This window comes from Galbibacter orientalis DSM 19592, from assembly GCF_000260115.1.
In the GTDB taxonomy this organism is placed as follows: domain Bacteria; phylum Bacteroidota; class Bacteroidia; order Flavobacteriales; family Flavobacteriaceae; genus Galbibacter; species Galbibacter orientalis.
Genome location: NZ_JH651379.1, coordinates 2,863,308 through 2,886,293 on the forward strand (window position 1 = coordinate 2,863,308; position 22,986 = coordinate 2,886,293).

At 32.8% G+C, this 22,986-nt stretch carries 25 protein-coding genes; 15 read left to right on the forward strand and 10 right to left on the reverse strand.

Annotated features, from left to right (window positions below; genetic code table 11):
- Nucleotides 1–193: 193 nt before the first annotated feature.
- Complete coding sequence (locus tag JOOMADRAFT_RS12590; protein ID WP_008613925.1) at nt 194–748, reverse strand: hypothetical protein; 555 nt, start codon at nt 746–748, stop codon at nt 194–196.
- Nucleotides 749–842: 94 nt separating this feature from the next.
- On the opposite strand from JOOMADRAFT_RS12590, the gene JOOMADRAFT_RS12595 reads away from it, so the two are divergent.
- On the forward strand, nt 843–1,310 hold the full coding sequence (locus JOOMADRAFT_RS12595) for a heme-binding domain-containing protein (protein ID WP_008613926.1): 468 nt from the start codon (nt 843–845) through the stop codon (nt 1,308–1,310).
- On the opposite strand, the gene JOOMADRAFT_RS12600 is transcribed toward JOOMADRAFT_RS12595, so the two are convergent.
- Nucleotides 1,279–1,965 (reverse strand): SIR2 family NAD-dependent protein deacylase, encoded by a 687-nt coding sequence (locus JOOMADRAFT_RS12600; protein WP_008613927.1) that lies wholly within the window; start codon nt 1,963–1,965, stop codon nt 1,279–1,281. The genes JOOMADRAFT_RS12595 and JOOMADRAFT_RS12600 overlap by 32 nt on opposite strands.
- A gap of 223 nt (nt 1,966–2,188) precedes the next feature.
- Between JOOMADRAFT_RS12600 and JOOMADRAFT_RS12605 the strand changes: the two genes are divergently transcribed.
- Nucleotides 2,189–2,830, forward strand: a complete 642-nt coding sequence (locus tag JOOMADRAFT_RS12605) for a TrmH family RNA methyltransferase (protein WP_008613928.1) — start codon at nt 2,189–2,191, stop codon at nt 2,828–2,830.
- 65 nt (nt 2,831–2,895) lie between these two features.
- Entirely contained in the window at nt 2,896–3,432 is a 537-nt protein-coding gene (locus tag JOOMADRAFT_RS12610; RefSeq protein WP_008613929.1) for an SRPBCC family protein, read from the forward strand.
- A gap of 143 nt (nt 3,433–3,575) precedes the next feature.
- Here the strand turns inward: JOOMADRAFT_RS12610 and JOOMADRAFT_RS12615 are convergent, their stop codons facing one another.
- The 4 genes from JOOMADRAFT_RS12615 to JOOMADRAFT_RS12630 form a co-directional block, all read right to left on the reverse strand.
- Nucleotides 3,576–4,340, reverse strand: coding sequence for a carboxypeptidase-like regulatory domain-containing protein (locus JOOMADRAFT_RS12615; RefSeq protein ID WP_040880091.1), 765 nt, complete (start codon nt 4,338–4,340; stop codon nt 3,576–3,578).
- A 176-nt stretch (nt 4,341–4,516) separates the two neighbouring features.
- Complete coding sequence (locus JOOMADRAFT_RS12620; protein ID WP_008613931.1) at nt 4,517–6,304, reverse strand: DEAD/DEAH box helicase; 1,788 nt, start codon at nt 6,302–6,304, stop codon at nt 4,517–4,519.
- Nucleotides 6,305–6,737: 433 nt separating this feature from the next.
- Complete coding sequence (locus JOOMADRAFT_RS12625; protein ID WP_008613932.1) at nt 6,738–7,229, reverse strand: GNAT family N-acetyltransferase; 492 nt, start codon at nt 7,227–7,229, stop codon at nt 6,738–6,740.
- Between the two features lie 148 nt (nt 7,230–7,377).
- Complete coding sequence (locus JOOMADRAFT_RS12630; RefSeq protein ID WP_008613933.1) at nt 7,378–7,950, reverse strand: non-canonical purine NTP diphosphatase; 573 nt, start codon at nt 7,948–7,950, stop codon at nt 7,378–7,380.
- 110 nt (nt 7,951–8,060) lie between these two features.
- Here JOOMADRAFT_RS12630 and JOOMADRAFT_RS12635 point away from each other — a divergent pair, with 110 nt between their 5' ends.
- Nucleotides 8,061–9,134, forward strand: coding sequence for a BamA/TamA family outer membrane protein (locus tag JOOMADRAFT_RS12635; protein WP_040880093.1), 1,074 nt, complete (start codon nt 8,061–8,063; stop codon nt 9,132–9,134).
- Between the two features lie 26 nt (nt 9,135–9,160).
- Here the strand turns inward: JOOMADRAFT_RS12635 and rlmH are convergent, their stop codons facing one another.
- Nucleotides 9,161–9,634, reverse strand: a complete 474-nt coding sequence (gene rlmH / locus JOOMADRAFT_RS12640; protein WP_008613935.1) for a 23S rRNA (pseudouridine(1915)-N(3))-methyltransferase RlmH — start codon at nt 9,632–9,634, stop codon at nt 9,161–9,163.
- A 119-nt stretch (nt 9,635–9,753) separates the two neighbouring features.
- Here rlmH and nadC point away from each other — a divergent pair, with 119 nt between their 5' ends.
- The 4 genes from nadC (at nt 9,754) to priA (ending at nt 14,662) form a co-directional block, all read left to right on the forward strand.
- Nucleotides 9,754–10,611 (forward strand): carboxylating nicotinate-nucleotide diphosphorylase, encoded by an 858-nt coding sequence (gene nadC, locus JOOMADRAFT_RS12645; RefSeq protein WP_008613936.1) that lies wholly within the window; start codon nt 9,754–9,756, stop codon nt 10,609–10,611.
- A 1-nt stretch (nt 10,612) separates the two neighbouring features.
- On the forward strand, nt 10,613–11,554 hold the full coding sequence (locus JOOMADRAFT_RS12650) for a YihY/virulence factor BrkB family protein (RefSeq protein ID WP_008613938.1): 942 nt from the start codon (nt 10,613–10,615) through the stop codon (nt 11,552–11,554).
- Nucleotides 11,555–11,564: 10 nt separating this feature from the next.
- Nucleotides 11,565–11,999, forward strand: coding sequence for a DUF2147 domain-containing protein (locus JOOMADRAFT_RS12655; RefSeq protein ID WP_008613953.1), 435 nt, complete (start codon nt 11,565–11,567; stop codon nt 11,997–11,999).
- Nucleotides 12,000–12,193: 194 nt separating this feature from the next.
- Complete coding sequence (priA, locus tag JOOMADRAFT_RS12660) at nt 12,194–14,662, forward strand: replication restart helicase PriA (RefSeq protein WP_008613955.1); 2,469 nt, start codon at nt 12,194–12,196, stop codon at nt 14,660–14,662.
- Here priA and JOOMADRAFT_RS12665 read toward each other — a convergent pair.
- Nucleotides 14,659–15,357 carry a LytR/AlgR family response regulator transcription factor gene (locus JOOMADRAFT_RS12665; protein ID WP_040879742.1) on the reverse strand — a complete coding sequence of 233 codons (699 nt, stop codon included), beginning with the start codon at nt 15,355–15,357 and terminating at the stop codon, nt 14,659–14,661. The two genes, priA and JOOMADRAFT_RS12665, sit on opposite strands and share 4 nt — an antisense overlap.
- Before the next feature lie 210 nt (nt 15,358–15,567).
- On the opposite strand from JOOMADRAFT_RS12665, the gene rpsF reads away from it, so the two are divergent.
- The 7 genes from rpsF (at nt 15,568) to JOOMADRAFT_RS12700 (ending at nt 21,831) form a co-directional block, all read left to right on the forward strand.
- Nucleotides 15,568–15,906 carry a 30S ribosomal protein S6 gene (gene rpsF, locus JOOMADRAFT_RS12670; RefSeq protein ID WP_008613960.1) on the forward strand — a complete coding sequence of 113 codons (339 nt, stop codon included), beginning with the start codon at nt 15,568–15,570 and terminating at the stop codon, nt 15,904–15,906.
- A 5-nt stretch (nt 15,907–15,911) separates the two neighbouring features.
- Nucleotides 15,912–16,208 carry a 30S ribosomal protein S18 gene (gene rpsR, locus JOOMADRAFT_RS12675; RefSeq protein ID WP_008613961.1) on the forward strand — a complete coding sequence of 99 codons (297 nt, stop codon included), beginning with the start codon at nt 15,912–15,914 and terminating at the stop codon, nt 16,206–16,208.
- A gap of 12 nt (nt 16,209–16,220) precedes the next feature.
- Complete coding sequence (gene rplI / locus JOOMADRAFT_RS12680; protein ID WP_008613963.1) at nt 16,221–16,676, forward strand: 50S ribosomal protein L9; 456 nt, start codon at nt 16,221–16,223, stop codon at nt 16,674–16,676.
- Between the two features lie 98 nt (nt 16,677–16,774).
- Nucleotides 16,775–17,248 carry a DUF6495 family protein gene (locus JOOMADRAFT_RS12685; protein WP_008613979.1) on the forward strand — a complete coding sequence of 158 codons (474 nt, stop codon included), beginning with the start codon at nt 16,775–16,777 and terminating at the stop codon, nt 17,246–17,248.
- Between the two features lie 112 nt (nt 17,249–17,360).
- Complete coding sequence (gene hisS / locus JOOMADRAFT_RS12690) at nt 17,361–18,731, forward strand: histidine--tRNA ligase (RefSeq protein ID WP_008613987.1); 1,371 nt, start codon at nt 17,361–17,363, stop codon at nt 18,729–18,731.
- Nucleotides 18,732–19,637: 906 nt separating this feature from the next.
- Nucleotides 19,638–20,765: a DUF5009 domain-containing protein gene (locus tag JOOMADRAFT_RS12695; protein ID WP_245547680.1), complete on the forward strand. Its 1,128-nt coding sequence runs from the start codon at nt 19,638–19,640 to the stop codon at nt 20,763–20,765.
- Between the two features lie 4 nt (nt 20,766–20,769).
- Nucleotides 20,770–21,831, forward strand: a complete 1,062-nt coding sequence (locus tag JOOMADRAFT_RS12700; protein WP_008613995.1) for a family 20 glycosylhydrolase — start codon at nt 20,770–20,772, stop codon at nt 21,829–21,831.
- Nucleotides 21,832–21,834: 3 nt separating this feature from the next.
- Here JOOMADRAFT_RS12700 and JOOMADRAFT_RS12705 read toward each other — a convergent pair whose 3' ends face one another.
- Both JOOMADRAFT_RS12705 and JOOMADRAFT_RS12710 read right to left on the reverse strand, forming a co-directional pair.
- Entirely contained in the window at nt 21,835–22,050 is a 216-nt protein-coding gene (locus JOOMADRAFT_RS12705; protein WP_008613997.1) for a hypothetical protein, read from the reverse strand.
- Nucleotides 22,051–22,158: 108 nt separating this feature from the next.
- A complete protein-coding gene (locus tag JOOMADRAFT_RS12710) occupies nt 22,159–22,659 on the reverse strand; it encodes a DinB family protein (RefSeq protein ID WP_008613999.1) in 501 nt (166 codons plus the stop codon).
- Nucleotides 22,660–22,986: the final 327 nt, after the last annotated feature.

Consider the following 22,986-nt stretch of genomic DNA (forward strand, 5'->3'; position numbering starts at 1 on the left):
TATTTTAAGAAAGTGCAAATTTAACCTTATATAATAAAAGGGTCAACTATTTTGAGGAAAAGTTGTTAGGGAGAAGTATAAAAGTTGAAAGTATAAGGGTTGAAAGTGAAAAAGTTAAAAGTTAAAGAGATGGATAGAGAAAAGTGAAGAGATAGAGAATAGAGTGAGAGTTAAATTAAAGAAAGTTGAAAAATTAAATTTTATCAAGAATATGTTTTGCTCTGGCTTTGTAGGCGGCAGAATGGTCTGGGATGTCTTTTAAAAGAATAGGTTTTAATTCGGGGTAAATCCAATCGAACTTTTTTCCTAGTAAGTATAAATTTCTCATGGCATATGCCTTAGTAGCTACTTTTACATCAGAAATAAGCCAATCGAAGTTAATTTCTATAAGTTTTTCTAAAAGTGGCTCTGTTAAATAGGAAATAGATTCTTTATTTTTCTTCTGAAAATAAGATTCGCATAAAATTTCACAAACTTTAGCCATTGGTCGTATAGAAGAATCGTTTGTTAGACTAGCTAAATTCTTAATAAAATAGTTAAGTTCTGGAAAAAGCATTGTCAAATTACTCTTACAAACAAACTCTGTAATCCAGCATGCCTTATGTGAGATTTCTTTGTTGTCTAAAAAACATAGATTTAATAATGTAGGGAACTCTTCTTTGTTTAAAAGAATGTATTCCGCTACTTCTATACGGTATTTTCTGTAGCCGCTAACGTAGGAAAGTTTTTTCTCTAAATTAGTTTTCAATTTTTATTTCATTAAATTTATGATTATAAATATACTAATATACCCGCTTTATTTCTTACTTTATAGAAGTATAGTTTTTAATAAAATTATTAAAATGCTTAGAAAAATCGTAACCGTATTGATTGTAATTATTGTAGTGATGCAGTTTTTTCCTCCAGTAGAAAATAAATCAGATACAACACCTCCAACAGACTTATTATTAGTAGAAAATGTACCAGAGAATGTAAAGGCAACTTTAACAAACGCATGTTATGATTGCCATTCTAACAATACAAATTATCCTTGGTATGCATCTATAGAGCCAGTTTCTTATTGGCTTTCTGGACATATAAATGATGGAAAAGAACACTTAGATTTTTCTCAATGGGATTTATATTCAGCAAAAAAGAAAGCTCATAAATTGGAAGAAATAAATGAAGCTGTAACCGAAGGCTGGATGCCTCTAGATTCTTATAAATGGCTTCATGCAGACGCTACTTTAACAGAAGAGCAGAGTCAAGCAGTAGCAAATTGGGCAAATATGTTGCGACTTAAATACGAGACAAGTGCTCAACCGCAATAGGAACACCTACAGTAGCCCTTTCTGCAATAATTTCTACTCCTTCCATGGTCTTTTTTGACATTGATGGTTTAGGATCTATAAAATAGATAGGAGTATTCCTTTTTTTGTAGTTTATTAATCCTGCAGCAGGATAGACTTGCATTGAAGTGCCCACAATCATAATAATATCTGCAACACTAACTTCTTCAATAGCCTTATCTATGAGAGGGACAGCTTCTCCAAACCATACAATATGAGGTCTTATTTGATGGTGATGTTCACAGAAATCTCCTACATTAATATCTTTGGTCCAATCAAAAACTAAATCTTCATCAAATGTGCTTCTCGCTTTTAACAGTTCGCCGTGTAGGTGGATTACATTGGTACTCCCAGCACGCTCATGTAGGTCGTCTACATTTTGAGTAATAATAGTTACTTTGTAGTCTTTTTCAAGATTAGCAATTGCAAGATGTGCCTTATTAGGCTTCACTTCTAGTAATTGTTTTCTTCGGTCGTTGTAAAACTTTAAAACTAATTCCATGTTATTTTTCCAGCCTTGGGGAGAAGCCACTTCCATAACATCGTGTCCTTCCCATAATCCATCGGCATCTCTAAAAGTTTTGAGTCCGCTTTCCGCACTAATCCCCGCTCCAGTAAGAACTACAATTTTTTTCATCTTAATTTTTTATTTGAAGTTATAGTTTTAAAATAGAACAACCAAGTTTTATAAAAAGAGTTGATAGTAAATAATTTTATTATTTATGCTCTCAAAAGGTTGAGGAGCATAAGAAGGAATAAATTTTTTAAATTTACTCGATAATCGAGATTTGAACGTTCCGAGGCTTTTCTCGAAGTAACTTATCTTATTAATTGAGGGAGGAAATTTTAAGCAGTTGTGGATGTCATTAGAGTTATTAAAATATTTGGAGGGTTTTATTACTGAAGAAAGGAAAAAGCGTTTTATAGAAATATTAGCCGAAAGAACGAATCATTTTACAGTTGCAATTGAAGATGTGTATCAACTCCATAATACAAGTGCTGTTATTCGTAGTTGTGATGTTTTTGGAATTCAGAATGTTCATATTGTAGAAAAGCAATTTGGGGAAAGATTGGATAAAAATATAGCTATGGGCTCTCAAAAATGGGTGGATACCACAAAGTATAACAATGTTTCAGATTGTGTTGAGGCATTAAGAAAAAGAGGATATCAAATAATTGCTACGAGCCCTCATGTAGACGCTAATATGCTACAGGATTTTGATTTTTATAAAAAATCTGCACTTTTCTTCGGAACAGAAAAAAGCGGATTGACGCCAGAATTAATCAAGCAAGCAGATGGTTTTTTAAAGATTCCGATGTATGGTTTTACGGAGAGTTTAAATATTTCGGTTTCAGCAGCTATCATCCTCCAAGACCTTACTACCAAATTACGAAGTTCCGACATTAATTGGCAATTAACTTCAGAAGAAATAATAGAAAAAAGAATCGATTGGACTAAAAAATCTATTAGAAGTCTAGATGATGTATTAAAAAGATTTTAGTTTATTTACTAAATTGTAATATTTTTACTATTTTTTATAAATTTTTAGATTTAAATAGGATCCGTATGATTTCAACTTTATTGTACATTCTCGGAGGAGTTATTCTTTTAGTTGCTTTTTTGGGTTTAATTGCTCCTAAAACCTACAATATAAGTAGGAGTATACAGGTTAATAAACCGTTGCCTAAAGTTTTTGAATACATCAAGTTTTTGAAGAATCAAGATCAATGGTCGCCATGGACTAAGAAAGATCCTGAAATGATACAAACTTTTACCGGAGTGGACGGTGCTGTTGGGGCTATTAGTACTTGGAAGGGAAATAAAGATGTAGGAGAAGGGGAGCAGGAACTACTTAAAATTATTTCGAATGAATTAGTGCAAAGTGAATTACGATTTATAAAGCCGTATAAATCAACATCTAATGCTTATCTAAAAGTAGAAAAAGTACTACCAGAAGTAACTACAGTAGAGTGGGGTTTTTCTGGAGATTATAAGTTTCCTGTAAGTATTTTTATGATTTTTATGAATATGGATAAGGCAGTAGGAAAAGACTTTGAAGCAGGTTTAGCAGATTTAAAACAATTGTTAGAAAGAGAACATTAATAGCTTCCCAATTATTTTTAAACTAATAGTATTGACAATCGTATTAGAAAGGAATTTATATCTGAATATTCTTTTATGTATAAAAGATTGAATCATTTTACAATTATCAGAAAAAACTTAATGCCGTAAACAAAATAGAAAGCTTAGTTCCCTCTATTTAAAACCTTATATTCTTCATAGCAATTACTTATAGCATCTAGAATTTGTAAATCGTTTGCAGTTTCAATAAAACTGTCAGAATAATTACAGTTAATAAGAATTTCTTCAATTTCTTGTTTGTCAACTTGAAGTAATGCCATTAAAGTTTCTCTATCAAATTTAGAAGAAAGTAAATTTCGAATCTTGTCATCTTCTTGCATTTTTCGGAGTTTCTTCATTTGTTGTGGTTTCTTTCCGAAGAGATTGTGCAGAAAGTCTGCGGGGTTAAAAATAGAACCCATAATTTTAGAAAAGGCACTCGGATTTCTACTTCCTCCTTCATAACCAACATTTAAACCAGAGATACTGTATCTAGCAGATTGATTAATAGGAATATTTTTAGCATCAATTTCTAAGAAACCTGTTAGCTGAAAAGGTCTAACAACCACTTCCTCTAAAGCAAAAGCCAATTCTGTTAAGCCTATTTTAGTGTTTTGAAATTTCAACATATCATTAGTAACGCGCACCTTAATCGATTTAAAACCGATGTAAGAAAAGTATAGCGTATCATTAACACGTGCTGGAATTATAAAGTCACCATTTTCATCGGTAACAGTACCAATAACTTGGTTTAAGTTTAATACATGGACATTATCAATAGTACTATCGTCGCTTGTATTAACAACAGATCCTTTCAGTTCCTCACCGCTATGCTGAGAAAATGCAATACCAAAAGTTAGAAGGGTAATTATTAAAAATATTTTTTTCATTACTTCAAACATACTAAAAAAGTAAGCTGATGCCTAAAGAAAGTGATTTGGTTATATACAAATATAGTAGGGATCACAATAGACCAACAGTTCGTTACATAGTTATTAATTGGAGCTAAAAGTAGTAAACAAAACAAAAAAATGCGCCATAAGGCGCATTTTTAATTTATTATTAACTAAAATCTTTTTTTAGATCTTCTGTTACCACCATTGTTGTTACCTCCAGAATTGTTTCCTTTTCCGCCTTTTTTACCAAAACGTTTTTCTCCAAAACTTTTAGAGGAACCACTATCGCTTCTACGGCTTCTTTTTCTGTCACCTCCACCTCCAGAACGTCCTCCGCGTCCGCGTGAGTTCTCTCTAGAGTTTTTAGAAACTTCAACATTAACAAAGCGTCCGTCTAATTTAAAGTCGGTAAAGAAAGCCAAAATAGCTTCTGTGTGGTTAGCATCTGTATTAAAGAAAGAGAAACTTTCTTTAACATCCACTTTAAAAATATCGTCTTGACCTAATTGTAATTGCTCACGAAGGAAATCTTTTAAAACCATCCAATCGTAACCATCTCTAGATCCTACATTTATAAAGTAACGTACTTTTCCTTCGCCTCCAGAGAAATCTTGATCTCTAGAACTAGAATTAGCAGAAACATTAATATCTCCAGCTTTTTTATAATACTCAGCAAAACGACCAAATTCAACAGAAACCATTTTTTTAATAAGTTCCTCACGATCAATACCGTCAAAAACATCATTAATTGCAGGTAAGTAATGTTCTACTTCTTTGTTAACTTCTGTATTCTTTATTTTGCTAGCTAAGTGATATAATTGAATCTCACAGATTTCTTCAGCACTTGGAACTTTTTTAGCTTCAAATTTTTGCTGAATAATACGCTCTATGGCTCCAATTTTTCGTAATTCACTTTTGGTAACAATTACCATTGAAATTCCCGATTTACCAGCTCTTCCTGTTCTACCACTACGGTGAGTGTAAGTTTCTATTTCGTCTGGAAGTTGGTAATTTATTACGTGTGTTACATCGTCTACATCAATACCACGTGCGGCAACATCTGTAGCAACAAGCATTTGGATTTGCTTGCTTCTAAAAGATTTCATTACCATGTCACGTTGATTCTGACTTAAATCTCCGTGTAAAGCCCCAGCATTGTATCCGTCTTCAATAAGTTTTTCGGCAACCTTTTGTGTATCGCGTTTTGTTCTACAAAAAATTACAGAGAATATATCAGGATTTGTATCTGCCAATCGTTTAAGTGCTAAATAACGGTCTCTTCCACCAACAACATAATATTCGTGTTGTACATTAGAAGTAGCTGCATTTTTTGCTCCCACAGTAACTTCTTGTGGGTTTTTCATAAACTTTTTAGCAATGGTAGCAACTTCTCTCGGCATAGTTGCAGAGAAAAGCCATGTGCTTTTTTCTTTTGGGGCATGAGAAAGAATTTCATTGATATCCTCATAGAATCCCATATTTAGCATCTCATCTGCTTCATCAAGTACACAATACTCAATTTTAGAGATGTCAACCATATTACGGCTTATCATATCCTTCATTCGCCCTGGAGTAGCTACAACAATTTGTGCTCCTCTTTTTACCTGTTTCGCTTGGTCGGTAATACTCGCACCACCATAAATAGCTACCACATTTATATTTGGTAAATATTTAGAGTATAGTTTTAATTCATTAGCAATTTGCAAACAAAGTTCACGCGTAGGCGATAAAATAAGCCCTTGAGTGGTTCTGCTGTTTACATCTATTTTCTGAATCATAGGAAAGCCGAAAGCAGCTGTTTTCCCCGTACCTGTCTGTGCCAAAGCAACCATATCGGTATCATTGGCTAGTAGGACCGGAATAGCTTTCTCCTGTACTTCAGAAGGCGATTCAAAGCCCATATCTGTAATGGCTTTAAGTAGCTGTTCGTTCAGTCCTAATTGTTCAAATTTGTTCATATATGTGTTTAAAAATAAGGGCGCAAAGGTAGGTTTATTAATTGACACTACACTATATATCTTAAGAATTATTTTAATTCTTTGTTGTTGATTATGAGGTTTTTAGTGGTTGCTTTTTTATATAGAAAGCTATTGGATGTCAAAAAGTAGTATAATATAGGTTGAAAGTTGATTATTTAACAACTTAATTGAAGAATAAGTGAGGAATTGATAATGGTTTAGTGTTGCAAAAAAAAACTTTTTAGAAGATAAGCAAGGTTACTTTACACTCTTGTAAATAGAAAAAACTAATACTATCCAATAAGAGGAAGTTTAGTTTTTTCTCTTTTTTCTAACAACAAAGTAATCCTACCTCTTTATTTGGAAAACATTGGAAAGATCCAAAAGAGATTAATAAAGATGTTCTAAGGTGCTATTGATTATTTTAAGTAAATTAGATTTCTTTTTGGTAGCCTACTACGTCTAATATTTTACCAAATTTTTCTCCTACATTTTTAAAATTAGCGCATTCAAAATAACCACATTTAGAGAATAATGCTATACTTCCGGTATTGTCACCAGTAATTATTCCTAGTAAGTTTTTAATACCGTTATTCTTTGCTTTTTCTTCTATAAAATGCAGTGTTTTCTTACCTATTCCTTTTCCGCCAAATCCGTTTTTAAGATAAATAGTTACTTCTGCGGTACGGTTATATGCTTGGCGTTTTTTAAAATGTGTGGTAAAGCAATAACCTGCTAATTCTTCATCAGCATAAATTAAAAAGGAATGGTATAGATGATGGTCAAAATAAAGTAATTCCTTTAATTCATCTAAAGAAATTGGTTGTGTATGAAAAGTGGCAGTAGAGTTTTCAATATACCAATCATAGATTTCTTTTACTAATGGTAAGTCTTTTTCTTGAATGTTTTTAAAGTCAAGTTTCATCAATTATACTTAATTTTTAGGATTATTAATTAGCTTAGCTATTTGTTTTATTTATCTTCTCTCTTCTCTCTTCTCTCTTCTCTCTTCTCTCTTCTCTCTTCTCTATACTTTATAATCTACTATTTGCAATAGACAATAGATTTTTTGATTATGGTTTTAAATAATCAATGAGTTGTTTCATCGCTTTTGCACGGTGACTCACTTTATTTTTTTCTTCTGAAGAAAATTCAGCAAATGTTTTTGTAGTTCCTTCTGGTTGAAATATAGGGTCGTATCCAAAACCATTGTCGCCTTTTTTTTCAGTGGTAATAACTCCATTTACGATACCATTAAAAATAATTTTTTCTTGATCTGTACGAAGTGCTATTACAGTTTTAAATCTTGCAGCACGGTTGTCTTTTTCTGCTAGTTCTTGTAATAACTTGTCCATATTGTCATCACTATTTTTTTGAGGTCCCGCATAGCGTGCAGAGTATACGCCAGGGGCATTGTCTAAAATTTCTACCTCTAGTCCAGTATCATCTGCAAAACAATTTAGATTGTAATTGTCAAATACATAATTAGCTTTTATAGCGGCGTTTTCCTCAATAGTATCTCCGTTTTCTTCAATTTCTTCAGTGCAACCAATATCCTCAAGAGATAGTAGTTCTATATAATCTGGTAATATGGACTTTACTTCCTTTAATTTGTTTAAGTTATGAGTAGCAAAAACTAGTTTCATGTAGGAGGACTTTATAAGAATTAAATTACTTTATGTTGTTTTTTGATTGTATATTTAGAGTAAAATTATTGGATTTTAACTATTACTTACAAATAAATCAAAAAGAATATATGCAAAAGTATACATTAATAGTTTCTTTTTTCTTGTTAAGTCAGTTTGGTTTTTCACAAATTCAAGTAGTAGATTCTACAAGATCGGAAGAGGTAAAGCCAGAAAAACGCGTTGATTTTACCGTGATGCCATTTCTTAGTTATAATAGAAATTTAGAGTTTATGTTTGGAGTTATTCCAATGATGATGTATAAATTGGATCAGAATGATGATATTTCTCCAAAATCTATGTCAGGTGTTTCGGCAGTTTATACTACTAATGGTTCTTACTTTGTTGCTTTTTTTAATAGGTTTTTCTTTGCTGAAAATAAATGGAGAGCCAAATTTTTTGCTGTAAAAGGAGACCATATTTCACAATTTTATGATGATGATACTGAAGTGCCAGGATTTTATGAATATGCCACTAACACTACTGTTTTAAGTGTAGGAGCCCAACGAAGAATTGTTGAGAGTTTATATGGAGGTCTTACTTATACGTATGCAGATTATGATACCAATTATGATAATGGAAATCCTTCAACAGCGGTAACTACTAATGCTATTGAAATGAATTTATTGTATGATACCAGAGACGCTATTTACTATCCAATGAACGGACATAAAGCACAGCTTCGCTGGATTTCTTACCCAGAGTGGTTTGGTAATGATATGGAAGCTAATAAAATATTGATGGAGTATAATAAGTATATCCCAATGAAGAATGGAAAAGATATTATTGCTGCACGAGCTTCTGCTAAGGTAGGGTTAGGAGATATTGCTTTTGAACAGCAAGTAACTATTGGGAATAAAGATATTAGAGGATATTCTCAAGGGGAATTTCGTGGCGATGGAATAATGGCTATTCAGGGAGAATATCGATATAATTTTGGAGGAAAAATGGGGCTTGTTGGGTTTGCAGGTATGGCAACTTTATATGGGTCGGATGTGGAAGATAATAACTGGAAAATGTATCCTGGAGCAGGGGTTGGTTATAGGTATCAAGCGTTTAAAAAAGCAAAATTTAATATCGGACTTGATGCTGCTGTAGGAAAAGACGATTGGGGAATTTATTTTAGAATTGGAGAAGCCTTTTAGTAGGATTAGTATTAAAACTAATTTTTTTACCTATGGTGATAGGGCTCGTTTCTTAAAATTGTAAATCCTCTATACAGTTGTTCAACAAAAAATAAACGAATCATTTGGTGTGAGAATGTCATTTTAGAAAGTGAGATTTTTCCTTGAGACTTTTTATAGATAGTATCCGAAAATCCGTACGGACCACCAATTACAAAAACGAGTTGCTTAACTCCGCTATTCATGTGTTTCTGTAGGTAATCTGCAAAAACTTCCGAAGAAAATGTTTTTCCATTCTCATCTAATAGAATTAAAATATCTGTAGGATTAAGCTTTTTTAAAATTAATTCTCCTTCTTTTTCCTTTTGCTGAGCTTCGGAAAGGTTTTTTACATTTTTAATATCTGGAATAATTTCAAAGTCAAAATTTACATAAAAACCTAAACGTTTAACGTATTGGTCGATAAGAGAATTAAGCTCCTTTCCGTCTGTTTTGCCTACAGCAATTAATTTGATATTCATGATGCAAAATTATGAAATCTTATAAAATATTCGGAGTTTGCAATAGAATTACATAAAATAAGTCGGTTCAGGCTACTAGCTAAAAAGGTTTTTAATAAATTAGCGCAAAACATTAGGGAATGATTTCTGAAAAACAATTTCAAGAGGAACTCGAGCTAATAATAACAAATGCCATACGAGAAGATGTAGGAGATGGCGATCATAGTTCGTTAGCTTGTATTCCATCTGAGGCAAAAGGAAAAGCAAAACTTTTAGTTAAAGATAAAGGTATTATTGCGGGCGTGGAATTTGCTAAACGAGTCTTTAATTATGTAGATGCTTCTCTGGAAATAGAAACGCTAATAAACGATGGGGCTACAGTAAAAGAAGGAGATATTGTATTTTATGTAGAAGGGAGTTCTCAGTCAATTTTAAAAGCAGAGCGTTTGGTGCTCAATGCTATGCAGCGTATGAGTGCTATTGCTACTAAAACACAGCGCTATGTAAAATTGTTGGAAGGAACAGGAACAAAAATTCTTGATACTCGAAAAACAACTCCTGGAATTCGTGCTATCGAAAAATGGGCGGTAAAAATTGGAGGCGGAGAGAATCATAGGTTTGCTTTGTATGATATGATTATGTTGAAAGATAATCATATTGATTTTGCTGGTGGAATTTCTCAGGCTATAGAGAAAACAAAAAAATACCTAAAAGAAACTAAAAGAGATTTAAAAATAATTGTAGAGGCTAGAGATCTTCAAGAAGTGGAGGTTATTTTAAAAGCTGGAGGAGTGTATAGAATTCTTTTAGATAATTTTAATTATGAAGAGACACGAAAAGCCGTGAAATTAATAGGCAATGAATGTCTCACAGAATCTTCGGGTGGAATTAATGAAAAAACCTTGCGTTTGTATGCCGAATGTGGGGTAGATTATATATCTTCTGGTGCGCTAACACATTCCATTTATAATATGGATTTGAGTTTAAAAGCGGTATAATATGTCAGTAGAAATAGAGGAGAAATTAGCTAAAATACCTGTAGTAAATTACTTCGTAAAACTATTAAAAAATATAAAATTGCCTGGTTTTGAAGGGCTATCGGTTTATGATTTAACCGAAATGTATTTTGTAGGAATAGTAAAAGGGGCTTTAACATACAGAGCAAGTGCTATTTCTTTTAGTTTTTTTATGGCTCTTTTTCCTTTTCTTCTATTTATTCTAAACTTAATTCCGTATGTTCCAATAGAGGGTTTCCAACAAGACTTTATTCATTTTATAGAAAGCCTATTGCCACCGCAAACCGCAAATTTTTTCGATTCTATTATAGAAGATATTGTTAGTAAACAACGTGGCGGATTACTTTCATCGGTATTCTTTTTGTCTATTTTTTTAATGGCAAACGGTATCAATGCCATTTTTGGAGGCTTTGAGACTTCTTACCATGTTGTTATTACTAGAAATATTATTAAGCAGTATTTTGTAGCTGTTGGGGTAGCTTTGTTAATGGCCTTTTTATTTTTGGCTAGTGTAATAGGATTTATTTTTTATGAAATCTATATTGTTCAGTATTTAAGTGAGTTGGCGTCTAAAACAAATGGTATGGATGTTGCAAGAGGAGATGTTATTGGGGCACGAATAGGAAGATTTTTGTTCTTTGTGATTATCTCGTTTTTAACTACAGCAATCTTATATTATTTTGGAACAACAGAAGGTAGACAAACAAAGTTTTTCTCGCCTGGAGCGTTATTAACAACAATATTGATAATTGTAACTACGTATCTGTTTGGTATTTATATAGAGAATTTTTCTCAATACAATGAAATTTATGGTTCCATTGGAGCGTTACTTATTTTAATGCTATATATTTGGATTAATTCGAATATTTTGCTTTTAGGATTTGAGCTAAATGCTTCTTTGAGAAGCCTAAAACGTAACTTTTAAATTTATAATTATGACGAGTAAGAAATTATTTTTGTTTGCAACATTTGTTGTTTTATGCGGATTTACTGCTTTTTCCCAAAGTGTTTTTGGAAAATGGAAAACTATTGATGATGAAAGCGGAAAAGAAAAATCCATCGTGGAAATTTATGAAAAAGATGGAAAAGTATTCGGGAAGGTGGTTGAGCTGCTCAATAAAGACCGTCAAGATGCTGTTTGTGATAAATGCGATGGAGCCAAAAAAGATGCTCCAGTTTTAGGAATGGTAATTATAGAAAACCTTGAAAAAGATGACGACGAATATGCTGATGGAACCATACTAGATCCTGAAAAAGGGAAGGAGTATAAATGTAAAATATGGGTTGATGAGAACGATGCCAATATCTTAAATGTAAGAGGATATATTGCATTTTTATATAGAACACAAACATGGCACAGGGTTAACTAAGTTGCTATAAGGCGTAATTAGAGAAGAAATACGTCTCAAAAAAATAATACTAATAAAGAAAAGAGAACTAAGAAAATATATATTCTTATTCTCTTTTCTTATTTTTGTTTAGAATCCATTCTGGAGAAAATGGCATAAATAGGGTCTATTTAGAGTCCAAAAAAATCCAACACTTAAAACCCAGTATTCAAAGAATGCACTTTATAGATGTAGTTTTACCGATTCCGTTAGAAAAAACATTTACTTATGTTGTTTCAGAAAAGGAAGCTTCTTTTTTAAAAACGGGAATGCGGGTAGCGGTTCCTTTTGGTAAAACCAAAATCTATACAGCGTTAGTGTATAGAGTGCATCAAACGCTTCCAGAGACCTATGTTCCGAAAGAAATAGATCAGATTTTAGATGAAGCACCTATAATTTCTGAAAAGCAATTGAAGGAGTGGGAGTGGATAGCATCCTATTATATGTGTTCGTTAGGAGAGGTTTTTAAAGCTGCAGTTCCTTCTGCTTTTTTGCTAGAAAGTGAAACGCTAATTCTTAAAAATGAAAGTTTTAATATAGGCGAAGAAAATAGTTTGGCTGATGATGAATGGTTGGTTTATGAGGCGCTTCAGCATCAATCAATGCTAAAAGTGCAGGAGGTAAGTAGTATTATTGATCGGAAGAATATTCTTCCTGTACTCAAAAGACTTCTAGAAAAAAATGTAATTCATCTAAAAGAAGAAGTTTACGAGCAATACAAGCCAAAATTAGTGCGCTATATAAAATTGGGGAATGCGTATACTTCTGATGAAAAGTTAAGCGAATTATTAGCCTCTTTATCAAATAGGGCTCATAAGCAGCGAGAGGTGATAATGACCCTTTTTTCTATGGAAGCTACTACAAATAAGCCTATTAAAGTAAAGGATTTAGAGGAAAAAAGTGGTGCATCTTCCGCGGTGGTAAAAACATTGATTGAGAAAAATATTTTAGAAGAATATCACCTTCAGCAAGATCGAATTCAATATGAAGGGGATAAAGTTTCTAGCTTGAAAGATTTAAATGAATACCAAGCATCCGCATTAACCAAAATCAATAATCATTTTAAAACCGATGAGGTTGTTTTGTTGCATGGTGTTACTTCTTCTGGAAAAACAGAAGTGTACGTCAAACTGATAGAGAAAGTAATAAATGAAGGAAAGCAGGTGTTGTATTTATTGCCAGAAATAGCACTTACAACGCAGCTTATAAAGCGCTTGCAGGATTATTTTGGAGAGAAGGTGAGTGTGTACCATTCTAAATATTCGGTTAATGAGCGGGTGGAAGTGTGGAATAATATATTGAAATCGGTTTCCAAGGCGCAGATTGTAATTGGAGCGCGTTCTGCAGTTTTATTACCGTTTTCCAATTTAGGATTGGTTATTGTGGATGAAGAGCATGAGGTTTCTTTTAAGCAATTTGACCCAGCGCCACGTTATCATGCACGAGATACTGCTATTGTTTTGGCAAGTTTACATAAAGCTAAAACCTTACTTGGAACAGCTACGCCAAGTATAGAAAGTTTTTACAATACCAAAATTGGGAAGTATAAGTTAGTAGAAATAAATAGGCGTTACGGAAATGTATTGATGCCAGATATTGAACTTACAGATATTAAAGAAAAGCATCGAAAAAAACGAATGACGGGTCATTTTTCAGATCGGTTAATCGAGGCTATGCAAGAAGCTATAGAAGAAGGAGAGCAGATTATCCTTTTTCAAAATAGAAGAGGTTATGCACCTATTTTAGAATGTAATACTTGCGGGCACTCGCCACAATGCCCTAATTGTGATGTAAGTTTAACGTACCATCAATATAAAAATCAGTTACGCTGTCATTATTGTGGGTATGCTATGGCTAAGCAACTTGCATGTGGGGCTTGTGGGAGTAGTGAGTTAGATACCAAAGGTTTTGGTACAGAACAGATTGAGGCAGAACTAAAAGAAATATTTCCGAAGTTAAAAATTGGGAGAATGGATTCCGATACTACTCGAGGAAAATATGGTTATGAAAAAATAATTACTGCTTTTGAGCAGCAAGAAATAGATATTTTGGTAGGAACACAAATGCTTACTAAAGGACTAGATTTTCGGAATGTTAGTTTAGTGGGAGTAATGAATGCCGATAATTTATTGAATTTCCCCGATTTTAGAGCTCATGAAAGAAGTTTTCAGTTGATACAACAAGTTTCTGGAAGGGCAGGGCGAACCAAAAAAAGAGGAAAAGTTATTATTCAAACTTACAATCCCTTTCATCAAGTTTTACAGCAAGCTTCATTGAATAGGTATGAAGAATTATTTACGGATCAAGTTAATGAAAGACGACAATTTAAATATCCGCCTTTTACAAGAATTATAAAAATTGTTTTTAAAAATAAAGACTATAATAAGGTAAACGAAGCTAGTAGTTGGTATGCTAAAGCCCTGCATACTGTTTTTGATAGTTATACGAAGACTGAAATTTTAGGTCCAGAGTTTCCGCCAGTTTCTCGTATTAGAAATGAATATTTAAAAAATATTGTTATTAAGGTGCCTCAAAATCAATCTACAAAACAAACTAAAGATGCGTTGAGGAAAATTGATAAAACTTTTAATGCAATTGCTGCTTACAGAAGTGTAAGAATAATTTATAATGTAGACGCTTATTAAGGCTGCTGACTACTAAGTGCTTCAGAAAGTTCTTGCTTTTTGTTTCTGCTTAAAGGAATTTGTGTTCCATTTACTTCCACATTTTTACTATTAAACTTTTCTACTTTGTCTAAATTCACAATGTAAGATTTGTGAATTCTTAAGAAACGTTCCTGTGGGAGTTCTTTTTCAAAAGACTTCATTGTAGAAAGAATAACGATGTTAGCATCGTCGGTTACAAGTTTAATGTAATCTCCTAAGGCTTCTACCCAGTTTATTTCATTTAAAAAAACTTTTCTTTTCTTTAAATTACTTTTCACAAAGATATGATCGTCGTCTTCTTTGGAAGCTACTTTTAATTTGAAGTTTTCCTGCGCTCTTTTAACAGATGCTTCGAAGCGTTCTTGTGTAATTGGTTTGTGGAGGTAATCGGTAACATCGTAATCAAAAGCTTTTAAGGCATATTGTGCGCTACCAGTAATTAAAATTACTTGGGGAGGCTCATTTAAAGCCTCTAATAAATCAAAACCATTTACTACTGGCATCTCAATATCTAAGAAAATGAGATCTATTGTTTGTTTTTTAAGTCCATTTCTGGCTTCAATAGCATTACTGTATTCCGCTACTAAGTTTAGCATCGGATGGTTTTTTATTAACCTAGCAACCGACATACGTTGGATACTAGAGTCATCAACAATAATACAATTCATCTTCATTTTTACAAACTAGGTATATGGTTGGATAATATATAGTACAATTTTAGTGAAAAATTAGAGGTAAAACAAAAAAAATGTTGTCAAATACCTTATTTTTGTGGCTTAGAGGGGAAAATCATCCTTCTTTTATCGAAATAACCAAGAGAGGTTTTTTTATTAAAATAATTAATTGTACTTTTGCACCCTTAAAAATTAATAATAATATAAGTTATGAATCATTACGAAACTGTTTTCATTCTTAATCCCGTTTTATCTGAGACTCAGATAAAGGAAACAGTTAAGAAGTTTGAAGATTTCTTAACCTCTAAAGGGGCAGAGTTTGTATCTAAAGAAGATTGGGGGCTAAAAAAATTAGCGTACCCTATCCAGAACAAAAAAAGTGGATTCTACCACCTTTTTGAATTTCAAGTTGCTGGAGAAGCAATTGAGCCTTTTGAATTAGAATTTAGACGCGACGAGCGTGTAATGCGTTATTTAACTGTTAAGTTAGACAAACACGCTATCGCTTGGGCAGAAAAAAGAAGAACAAAACTTAAACAAAAAGCTTAGTAATTATGTCATCTATAGAGCAACAAGCAAAAGGAAAAAAAGACGGAGAGATTAGATATCTAACTCCACTTAATATAGAAACCAATAAGACAAAGAAATATTGTCGTTTCAAAAAGTCAGGTATCAAGTATATCGATTATAAAGATCCAGACTTTTTATTAAAATTGGTTAATGAACAAGGTAAGATTTTACCAAGAAGGTTAACCGGAACATCATTAAAGTATCAAAGAAAAGTGTCTGTAGCAATCAAAAGATGTCGTCACATAGCTTTAATGCCATACGTAGCAGATTTATTAAAATAAAAGAAGGTAACCATGGAATTAATATTAAAGAAAGACGTAGAGAATTTAGGTTTTAAAGACGATGTGGTGACTGTAAAGAATGGTTACGGACGTAACTTTCTAATCCCACAAGGTCAAGCAATTTTGGCTACCAGTTCTGCAAAAAAAGTATTGGCTGAAAACTTAAAGCAAAGAGCTTTTAAAGAAAAGAAAGTAATTGCTGATGCTCAAAAAGTTGCAGATCAACTTAAAGATCTTACTATAAAAATTACAGCAAAAGCTGGAGCAGGAAATAAATTATTCGGATCTATTGGAAATGCAGATCTTTCTGAAGCAATTCAAAAAGAAGCTAATTTAGCAGTAGAAAAGAAATATATCAGCATCTTAGGAGGTAACGTAAAAGTTGCTGGTCCTTATGAGGCTACTATAAGATTACACAGAGAAGTAGTTGTTAATTTCCCTTTCGAAGTAGTTGTAGAAGGAAAATAATAAACATCATTCTTTATAAGAAATAGCTTGAGGCTGTATTAAAATTTAGTTTTTAATCAGCCTCTTTCTTATTTTTACAAACTCATAATATTTTTTTAGTGAAGTATAGAAGACTTACAAAGGAGCAGTTAGAAGAAATGCATCAAGAATTTATAAACTTCTTGGCAGCACAAACTATAACTGTTGATGAATGGAACGATATTAAAAAGAATAAACCGCAAGTGGCTGAAGACGAAATAGATGTTTTTAGCGATTTGGTTTGGGAAGGTGTTTTAAGTAAAGTAACCTACTTAGAAAATATTTCAGCTACCGAAATGCATTTATTTCATTTAGGTGAAAAGGAAATGAGATTAATTGCAGTACGTGTACATCAACCAGGGGTAAACCTAACTACTAAAGAAGGTTTTGCTTGGTTTAAAAACAACTTTTTAACGGATGCTGTTGAAATGATGGTAGCCGCAAAAGCATATACCGAAGATAGAAATAAAGATAAGTTTGAGCTTATTGAAAAAGGTGCAGTAATTACCAAAGGAGAATTATTTACCTATTTTGATGAGATTTTACCTAATTGAGGTGAAAAAGTAGAAAGTTAAAAAGTTAAAAAACAGATAGTTATACTTGTATTATTAACTTATAATTTGATTTTAATTACTAGTAATAAACCAACAACGAGCAATAGATACAATGGCACAAAAACCCAGTATAGCAAAAGGAACTAGAGATTTTACTCCTGAGGAAGTTTCAAAACGTAATTATATAATTAGTACCATTAAAAGGCATTTTGAAACTTTTGGATTCCTTCCAATTGAAACGCCTAGTTTTGAAAACTCAGACACTTTAATGGGGAAATACGGGGATGAAGGTGACCGATTGATATTTAAAATTCTGAATTCTGGCGACTTTCTTTCCAAGGTAGACAATGCTTTGTACGAAAAGAAAGATGCAAATGCTTTAACTTCAAAAATTTCGGAAAAAGCATTGCGTTACGATTTAACTGTTCCCTTTGCTCGGTATGTAGTAATGCACCAAAACGAAATTGACTTGCCTTTTAAGCGGTATCAAGTGCAACCTGTTTGGCGTGCCGACAGACCTCAAAAGGGACGTTTTAGAGAGTTTTATCAGTGTGATGCCGATGTGGTAGGCTCTAAATCGCTTTGGCAAGAGGTGGAATTTGTACAGTTGTATGATGCTGTTTTTAATAGTTTGAAGCTAGAGGGGATAACTATTAAAATGAATAATAGAAAAATACTTTCTGGAATAGCAGAAGTTATTGGTGCTAAAGATAAACTCATAGATTTTACAGTAGCATTAGATAAGCTAGATAAAATTGGCGAAGATGGTGTGAAAAGGGAGATGTTGGAAAAAGGAATTAGCGAGGAAGCACTTACTAAAGTTCAACCTTTATTTTCTTTTACAGGGAGTAATACAGATAAATTAAACAGCCTTCGTTCTCTACTGGAAACATCGGAAGAAGGGATGAAAGGAGTAGAAGAATTAAGTTTTATAATGGAAGCAATTGCTACTTTGGGACTTAAAACTGCTACCTTAGATTTGGATGTTACGCTAGCGCGTGGTTTAAATTATTATACAGGTGCTATTTTTGAAGTAAGTGCTCCTTCCGAAGTTAAAATGGGCTCTATAGGTGGCGGTGGTCGTTATGACGATCTAACGGGTATTTTTGGCTTAAAAGATGTAAGTGGCGTTGGAATTTCTTTTGGATTGGATAGAATTTATTTGGTTTTAGAAGAATTAAATCTTTTTCCTGAAGAGGTGTTAGAAAGTACAAAAGTATTATTCTTAAACTTTGGAGAAACAGAAGCTTTATATTGTTTAAAAGCACTTAAAAAACTGCGTGAAGTAGACGTAAAATCGGAAATGTATCCTGATGATGCTAAGATGAAAAAACAAATGAATTTTGCTAACAAAAGAAATATTCCTTTTGTAGTATTAGCGGGTTCAAAAGAAATCCAAGAAGAAAAGTTTACATTAAAAAACATGAAGACCGGAGAACAATTTGAAGTAACTACAGAAGAATTAATAGAAAAAGTAAGCTAGAATATAGGCTTTATGCTGTTGTTCAGTGTTCTGTGCTCAGTTGGCAGTATTCAGTTGGCAATGCTCAGTAGGCAGATTGCAGTAGGTTTCTGGTTTTTAGTTTATGGTTTATGGTAAACTAAAATCTGACTTCCGACTCCTTCTATAATAGTAGGCAGTGCTCAGTAGGCAGATTGCAGTAAGTTTTTGGTTTGTAGTTTATGGTTTCTGGTGAACTAAAATCTGACTTCCGACTCCTTCTATAATAGTAGGCAGTGTTCAGTTGGCAGATTGCAGTAGGTTTTTGGTTTTTAGTTTATGGTTTTGGAAAACTAAAATCTGACTTCCGACTTCTTCTATAATAGTAGGCAGTGCTCAGTAGGCAGATTGCAGTAGGTTTCTGGTAAACTAAAATCTAACTTCCGACTACCGACTCCCGATTTCTTCAATCTTTCAATCTTTCAATCTTTCAATTTTTCAATAAGTAGTAGGTTTATGGTAAACTAAGAACTTTCAAAAGAATACGAACACAAAGTCTATATGATTTTGTCAGTCTTCAGTCTTGTCTCTTGTCTCTTGTCTTCCGACTAATTTCAGTTAAAAAAAGACATCAATATCCAACATAATTAAGAAGTAACAACATTTTTTTAGACCAACAACAGTAAGCTGTAGCTGAACAACATACAGAAATATATTTTTAAAAATAAGCGCTTTAATCAAAGGAATTAGCATAATAAATTTCTAATTTTAGAAGGTTATTTTATAATTAAATTTTAACCAACCTACTAAATGAAATCTGTTTGGATTCCAAATTATTAAGGAAGTACTATGCTTTTTTAACTTCATTTAGCGCTTATATTTTTTAGATTGAAAACACCTACTAGAATACTTTCTATCGACATTATGAGGGGCTTAACCCTCTTTCTCATGCTTTTTGTTAATGATTTATTTGAGCCTGGAGTTCCAAAATGGCTAGTACATAGCAAAGCTACCGAAGATGCTATGGGACTCGCAGATTGGGTGTTCCCAGGGTTCTTATTCATGGTGGGACTTTCTATTCCTTTTGCATTCCTATCTAGAAGAAAAAAGGGAGAAGGAGACCTTGAAATTCTCAAACATATTTTAGTAAGAACTTTGAGCCTTTTATTAATAGGTGTTTTTATGATTAATATCCATGAGATTAATGCTGAGCTTTCAGGAATTAATAAGTATTTATGGGCAATTTTAGTGTATATATCTATTTTTTTAATTTGGAATAAATATCCAGAAAACTCCAAATATAATATGCTTTTCAAAGTATTAAAAGGACTAGGGATAGTAGGTTTAGTAGTATTAGCCTATATTTTTAAAGGAGGAACCGAAGCCCATCCAACTTGGTTAACTACTGGATGGTGGGGTATTTTAGGACTCATAGGATGGGGGTATTTTGCTGGGGCGTTAACTTATTTATTTACAAAAGGAAAGTTAGTTGGAGTAGTGCTGTTATGGGGATGCTTTGTTTTACTAAATGTACTATCTCAATTAGAATTATTAGGTTTTTTAAATCCTATAAAACCTTATTTTGGAGTTTTAATAAGTGGTAATACGCCTTCCATTGTGCTCTGTGGTTTGGGAGTTGGAATACTTTTAAAAGAAAACAAATCTAATTTTAAAAGACTCATTAGGATTCTTTTACCATTAGGAATAATAGTGCTTCTTATTGGTTTTGCATTTAGAAATTGGTTTATTATTTCTAAAATCCAAGGAACTCCCTCTTGGGCCATGATTTGTAACGGAATAAGCATTCTAGTATTTTGTTTTTTATTTTATGTAATAGATTATTTAAAATTGTCTAGATGGACTGCCCTCTTTAAACCTGCTGGTCAAAATTCATTAACAACCTATTTAGCTCCAGATATTATTTATTATACTATTTGGGGACTAGGTTGGAATATTCTTATATACAAGCAAGAAGAATCTGTATTAATCGCTGTAGGAGGGTCTATTCTCTGGGCAATTGCTATGATTGGTTTTGCTGCCTTACTTTCAAAAATTTATATCAGATTAAAACTTTAAAAAAATGAAACAGATTTATTTAGTACTTACATTTTTGATTAGCTGCTGTTTATTACAGGCTCAAAATGAGCTCCCTCTAAAAGGAATTGCTATTGCAGCGCCCGCAAAACAAGATGTTAATCGGTTTGTTAAATTTATAAATGAAGAGCTTGCACCTCGAAATATTAATACCATGGTATTGAGAGTGGATTATAATTATGAGTATAAATCGCATCCTGAACTGGTAAATAAAAGTGCCCTTTCTTCAGAAGAAATTAATAAAATAGTGGAGGCTTGTAAAAATCATCAAATAGATATTATTCCGCAGATAAATTTATTAGGGCACCAGTCGTGGGCAGGTTCTATAGAAAAACTATTAGAGGTATATCCCGAATTTGATGAAACTCCACATGTTGAAATGCCAGAGGAATACGAATGGCCTAATGAAGATGGGTTGTATTGCAAGAGTTATTGTCCGCTTCATCCAGAAGTACATAAAGTAGTTTTTGATTTAGTTGATGAAATTGTAGAGGTTTTTCAAGCCAATGCTTTTCATGCAGGAATGGACGAAGTATTTTATATTGGAGATACTAAATGCCCTCGATGTGGCGGAAGGGATAAAGCCGAATTATACGCTGGAGAAGTTACCAAAATTAGAAACCATTTGGCAAGTAATGGAAAGCGACTTTGGATTTGGGGAGACCGATTAATAGATGGTAAAACCACTGGAATGGGAATGTGGGAAGCAAGTATGAATAATACGTACCGAGCCATTAATTTAATTCCTAAGGATGTTATGATTTGCGATTGGCATTATGAGCGTGCCGATCCAACGGCAGTGTATTTTGCAATGAACGGTTTTGATGTGGCTACCTGCTCTTGGAGAAAACCAGAAGTAGCCCTCAAGCAACAACAAATGCTTAAAGACCTTAAAGCAAATGCCACCGACGAAATGAAAAACCGTTATAGAGGAATGTTGCATACGGTATGGACAAGTGCTGGCAATTTCTTAGATATGTTTTATGCCGAAGATAGCAAAGAGGTAAATGAGGCAACAACATTTAAAGCGCTGTTTAAAGCCTCATAAACCTTATAATTCTTCGCATTGATAACCAAAAGTTTGTAAAGTATTCTTTATGGTTTTAGCGGTTAGATGTACAGTTTCGACCCTGAGGATTTTATCACAATCCTCAAGGTCAAAATTCCACTGTTCGTTTTTTTGCATTAGTTTATTTAAAGAAGGACGTATTTGTTGTACTTCTTTTTCTTTCCCTACAGAAGTTTTAAATACTAATACTGATTTCATTGATTTAAAATTTCGCAATTAATTGTTATCTAGTAACTTAATTATTCTGGATGGTGTTAATCATTACCTATTAAATCACCATTATAGGCTTTCATAATAAATTAATGTTTAACGCTCCCAAAAAAATGGAGGTTCAATATTTAAGGTTCTTAAGTAAACATAGCCTTGTCCACGGTGATGCACTTCATTATCTATAAAATACAAGATAAAAGACATTACGGTGCCATCATATTCTCCAAAAAGCTTCATTTCTCTTGAAAAATCTTTTGTTTCAAGTTGTTCCCAGTAGCTATTAATTTCTTCGGTAGATTTATCCCATAATTCTAAAATAGCCGACTTTTTCCCTCCATGGTCAAAATCTTCTCTTAGCTTTTCGGTGTTACCAATTACAATTTCTTTCATACCTGGAGCAGCTATTCCAATAAGCTCCATAGTCATTTCTGCAAAAGTTCTCATTCCTCCAATTTTATAGGTAAAGAATTCTTTTTCAGGAAATAGTTCAATAACACGGCGGGTAAGAGTTCTATGCCCTTGCCAATGTTTTAATAACTCATCTGGAGTTAGTATTGTAGTTACATTTTCCTTGGTTTGATTGTTTGAATTTTCCATAATAAAAGATTTTGTTTTTTATCTGATAACAAAATTAGAGGAGGGGGATGACAGCCTTATGTCAGTAGTAAAAAAAGTTTTTTACTGAAGTTTAAAATTATAGATATTTTTCTTCTTGTATAGGTACATTAACTTATAATAAGAAATGTTTTACTCAATAATCGAGATTTGAATGTTCCAAAACCTCTCTTGAGTTTACAAAAGGCCTTACCCCGAGATTGTTTACTCATGTTTTTACATATGGCAACGTATAATTTTAGGTCGCAAACGTAAACGAATACGTCTTAGTACGTAAAATTATACGTAAGTAGTGTAAAGGAATACGTT

Coding starts and splice junctions, on each gene's coding strand:
- JOOMADRAFT_RS12650 (WP_008613938.1), top strand. CDS start 10,613: ATGTCAGTAGAAATAGAGGAGAAATTAGCTAAAATACCTGTAGTAAAT.
- rplI (WP_008613963.1), top strand. CDS start 16,221: ATGGAATTAATATTAAAGAAAGACGTAGAGAATTTAGGTTTTAAAGAC.
- rlmH (WP_008613935.1), bottom strand. CDS start 9,634: ATGAATATCAAATTAATTGCTGTAGGCAAAACAGACGGAAAGGAGCTT.
- JOOMADRAFT_RS12665 (WP_040879742.1), bottom strand. CDS start 15,357: ATGAAGATGAATTGTATTATTGTTGATGACTCTAGTATCCAACGTATG.
- hisS (WP_008613987.1), top strand. CDS start 17,361: ATGGCACAAAAACCCAGTATAGCAAAAGGAACTAGAGATTTTACTCCT.
- JOOMADRAFT_RS12700 (WP_008613995.1), top strand. CDS start 20,770: ATGAAACAGATTTATTTAGTACTTACATTTTTGATTAGCTGCTGTTTA.
- JOOMADRAFT_RS12635 (WP_040880093.1), top strand. CDS start 8,061: ATGCAAAAGTATACATTAATAGTTTCTTTTTTCTTGTTAAGTCAGTTT.
- JOOMADRAFT_RS12610 (WP_008613929.1), top strand. CDS start 2,896: ATGATTTCAACTTTATTGTACATTCTCGGAGGAGTTATTCTTTTAGTT.
- priA (WP_008613955.1), top strand. CDS start 12,194: ATGCACTTTATAGATGTAGTTTTACCGATTCCGTTAGAAAAAACATTT.
- JOOMADRAFT_RS12710 (WP_008613999.1), bottom strand. CDS start 22,659: ATGGAAAATTCAAACAATCAAACCAAGGAAAATGTAACTACAATACTA.
- nadC (WP_008613936.1), top strand. CDS start 9,754: ATGATTTCTGAAAAACAATTTCAAGAGGAACTCGAGCTAATAATAACA.
- JOOMADRAFT_RS12630 (WP_008613933.1), bottom strand. CDS start 7,950: ATGAAACTAGTTTTTGCTACTCATAACTTAAACAAATTAAAGGAAGTA.
- JOOMADRAFT_RS12625 (WP_008613932.1), bottom strand. CDS start 7,229: ATGAAACTTGACTTTAAAAACATTCAAGAAAAAGACTTACCATTAGTA.
- JOOMADRAFT_RS12620 (WP_008613931.1), bottom strand. CDS start 6,304: ATGAACAAATTTGAACAATTAGGACTGAACGAACAGCTACTTAAAGCC.
- JOOMADRAFT_RS12695 (WP_245547680.1), top strand. CDS start 19,638: ATGCTTTTTGTTAATGATTTATTTGAGCCTGGAGTTCCAAAATGGCTA.
- JOOMADRAFT_RS12595 (WP_008613926.1), top strand. CDS start 843: ATGCTTAGAAAAATCGTAACCGTATTGATTGTAATTATTGTAGTGATG.
- rpsR (WP_008613961.1), top strand. CDS start 15,912: ATGTCATCTATAGAGCAACAAGCAAAAGGAAAAAAAGACGGAGAGATT.
- JOOMADRAFT_RS12655 (WP_008613953.1), top strand. CDS start 11,565: ATGACGAGTAAGAAATTATTTTTGTTTGCAACATTTGTTGTTTTATGC.
- JOOMADRAFT_RS12605 (WP_008613928.1), top strand. CDS start 2,189: ATGTCATTAGAGTTATTAAAATATTTGGAGGGTTTTATTACTGAAGAA.
- rpsF (WP_008613960.1), top strand. CDS start 15,568: ATGAATCATTACGAAACTGTTTTCATTCTTAATCCCGTTTTATCTGAG.
- JOOMADRAFT_RS12705 (WP_008613997.1), bottom strand. CDS start 22,050: ATGAAATCAGTATTAGTATTTAAAACTTCTGTAGGGAAAGAAAAAGAA.
- JOOMADRAFT_RS12600 (WP_008613927.1), bottom strand. CDS start 1,965: ATGAAAAAAATTGTAGTTCTTACTGGAGCGGGGATTAGTGCGGAAAGC.
- JOOMADRAFT_RS12615 (WP_040880091.1), bottom strand. CDS start 4,340: ATGAAAAAAATATTTTTAATAATTACCCTTCTAACTTTTGGTATTGCA.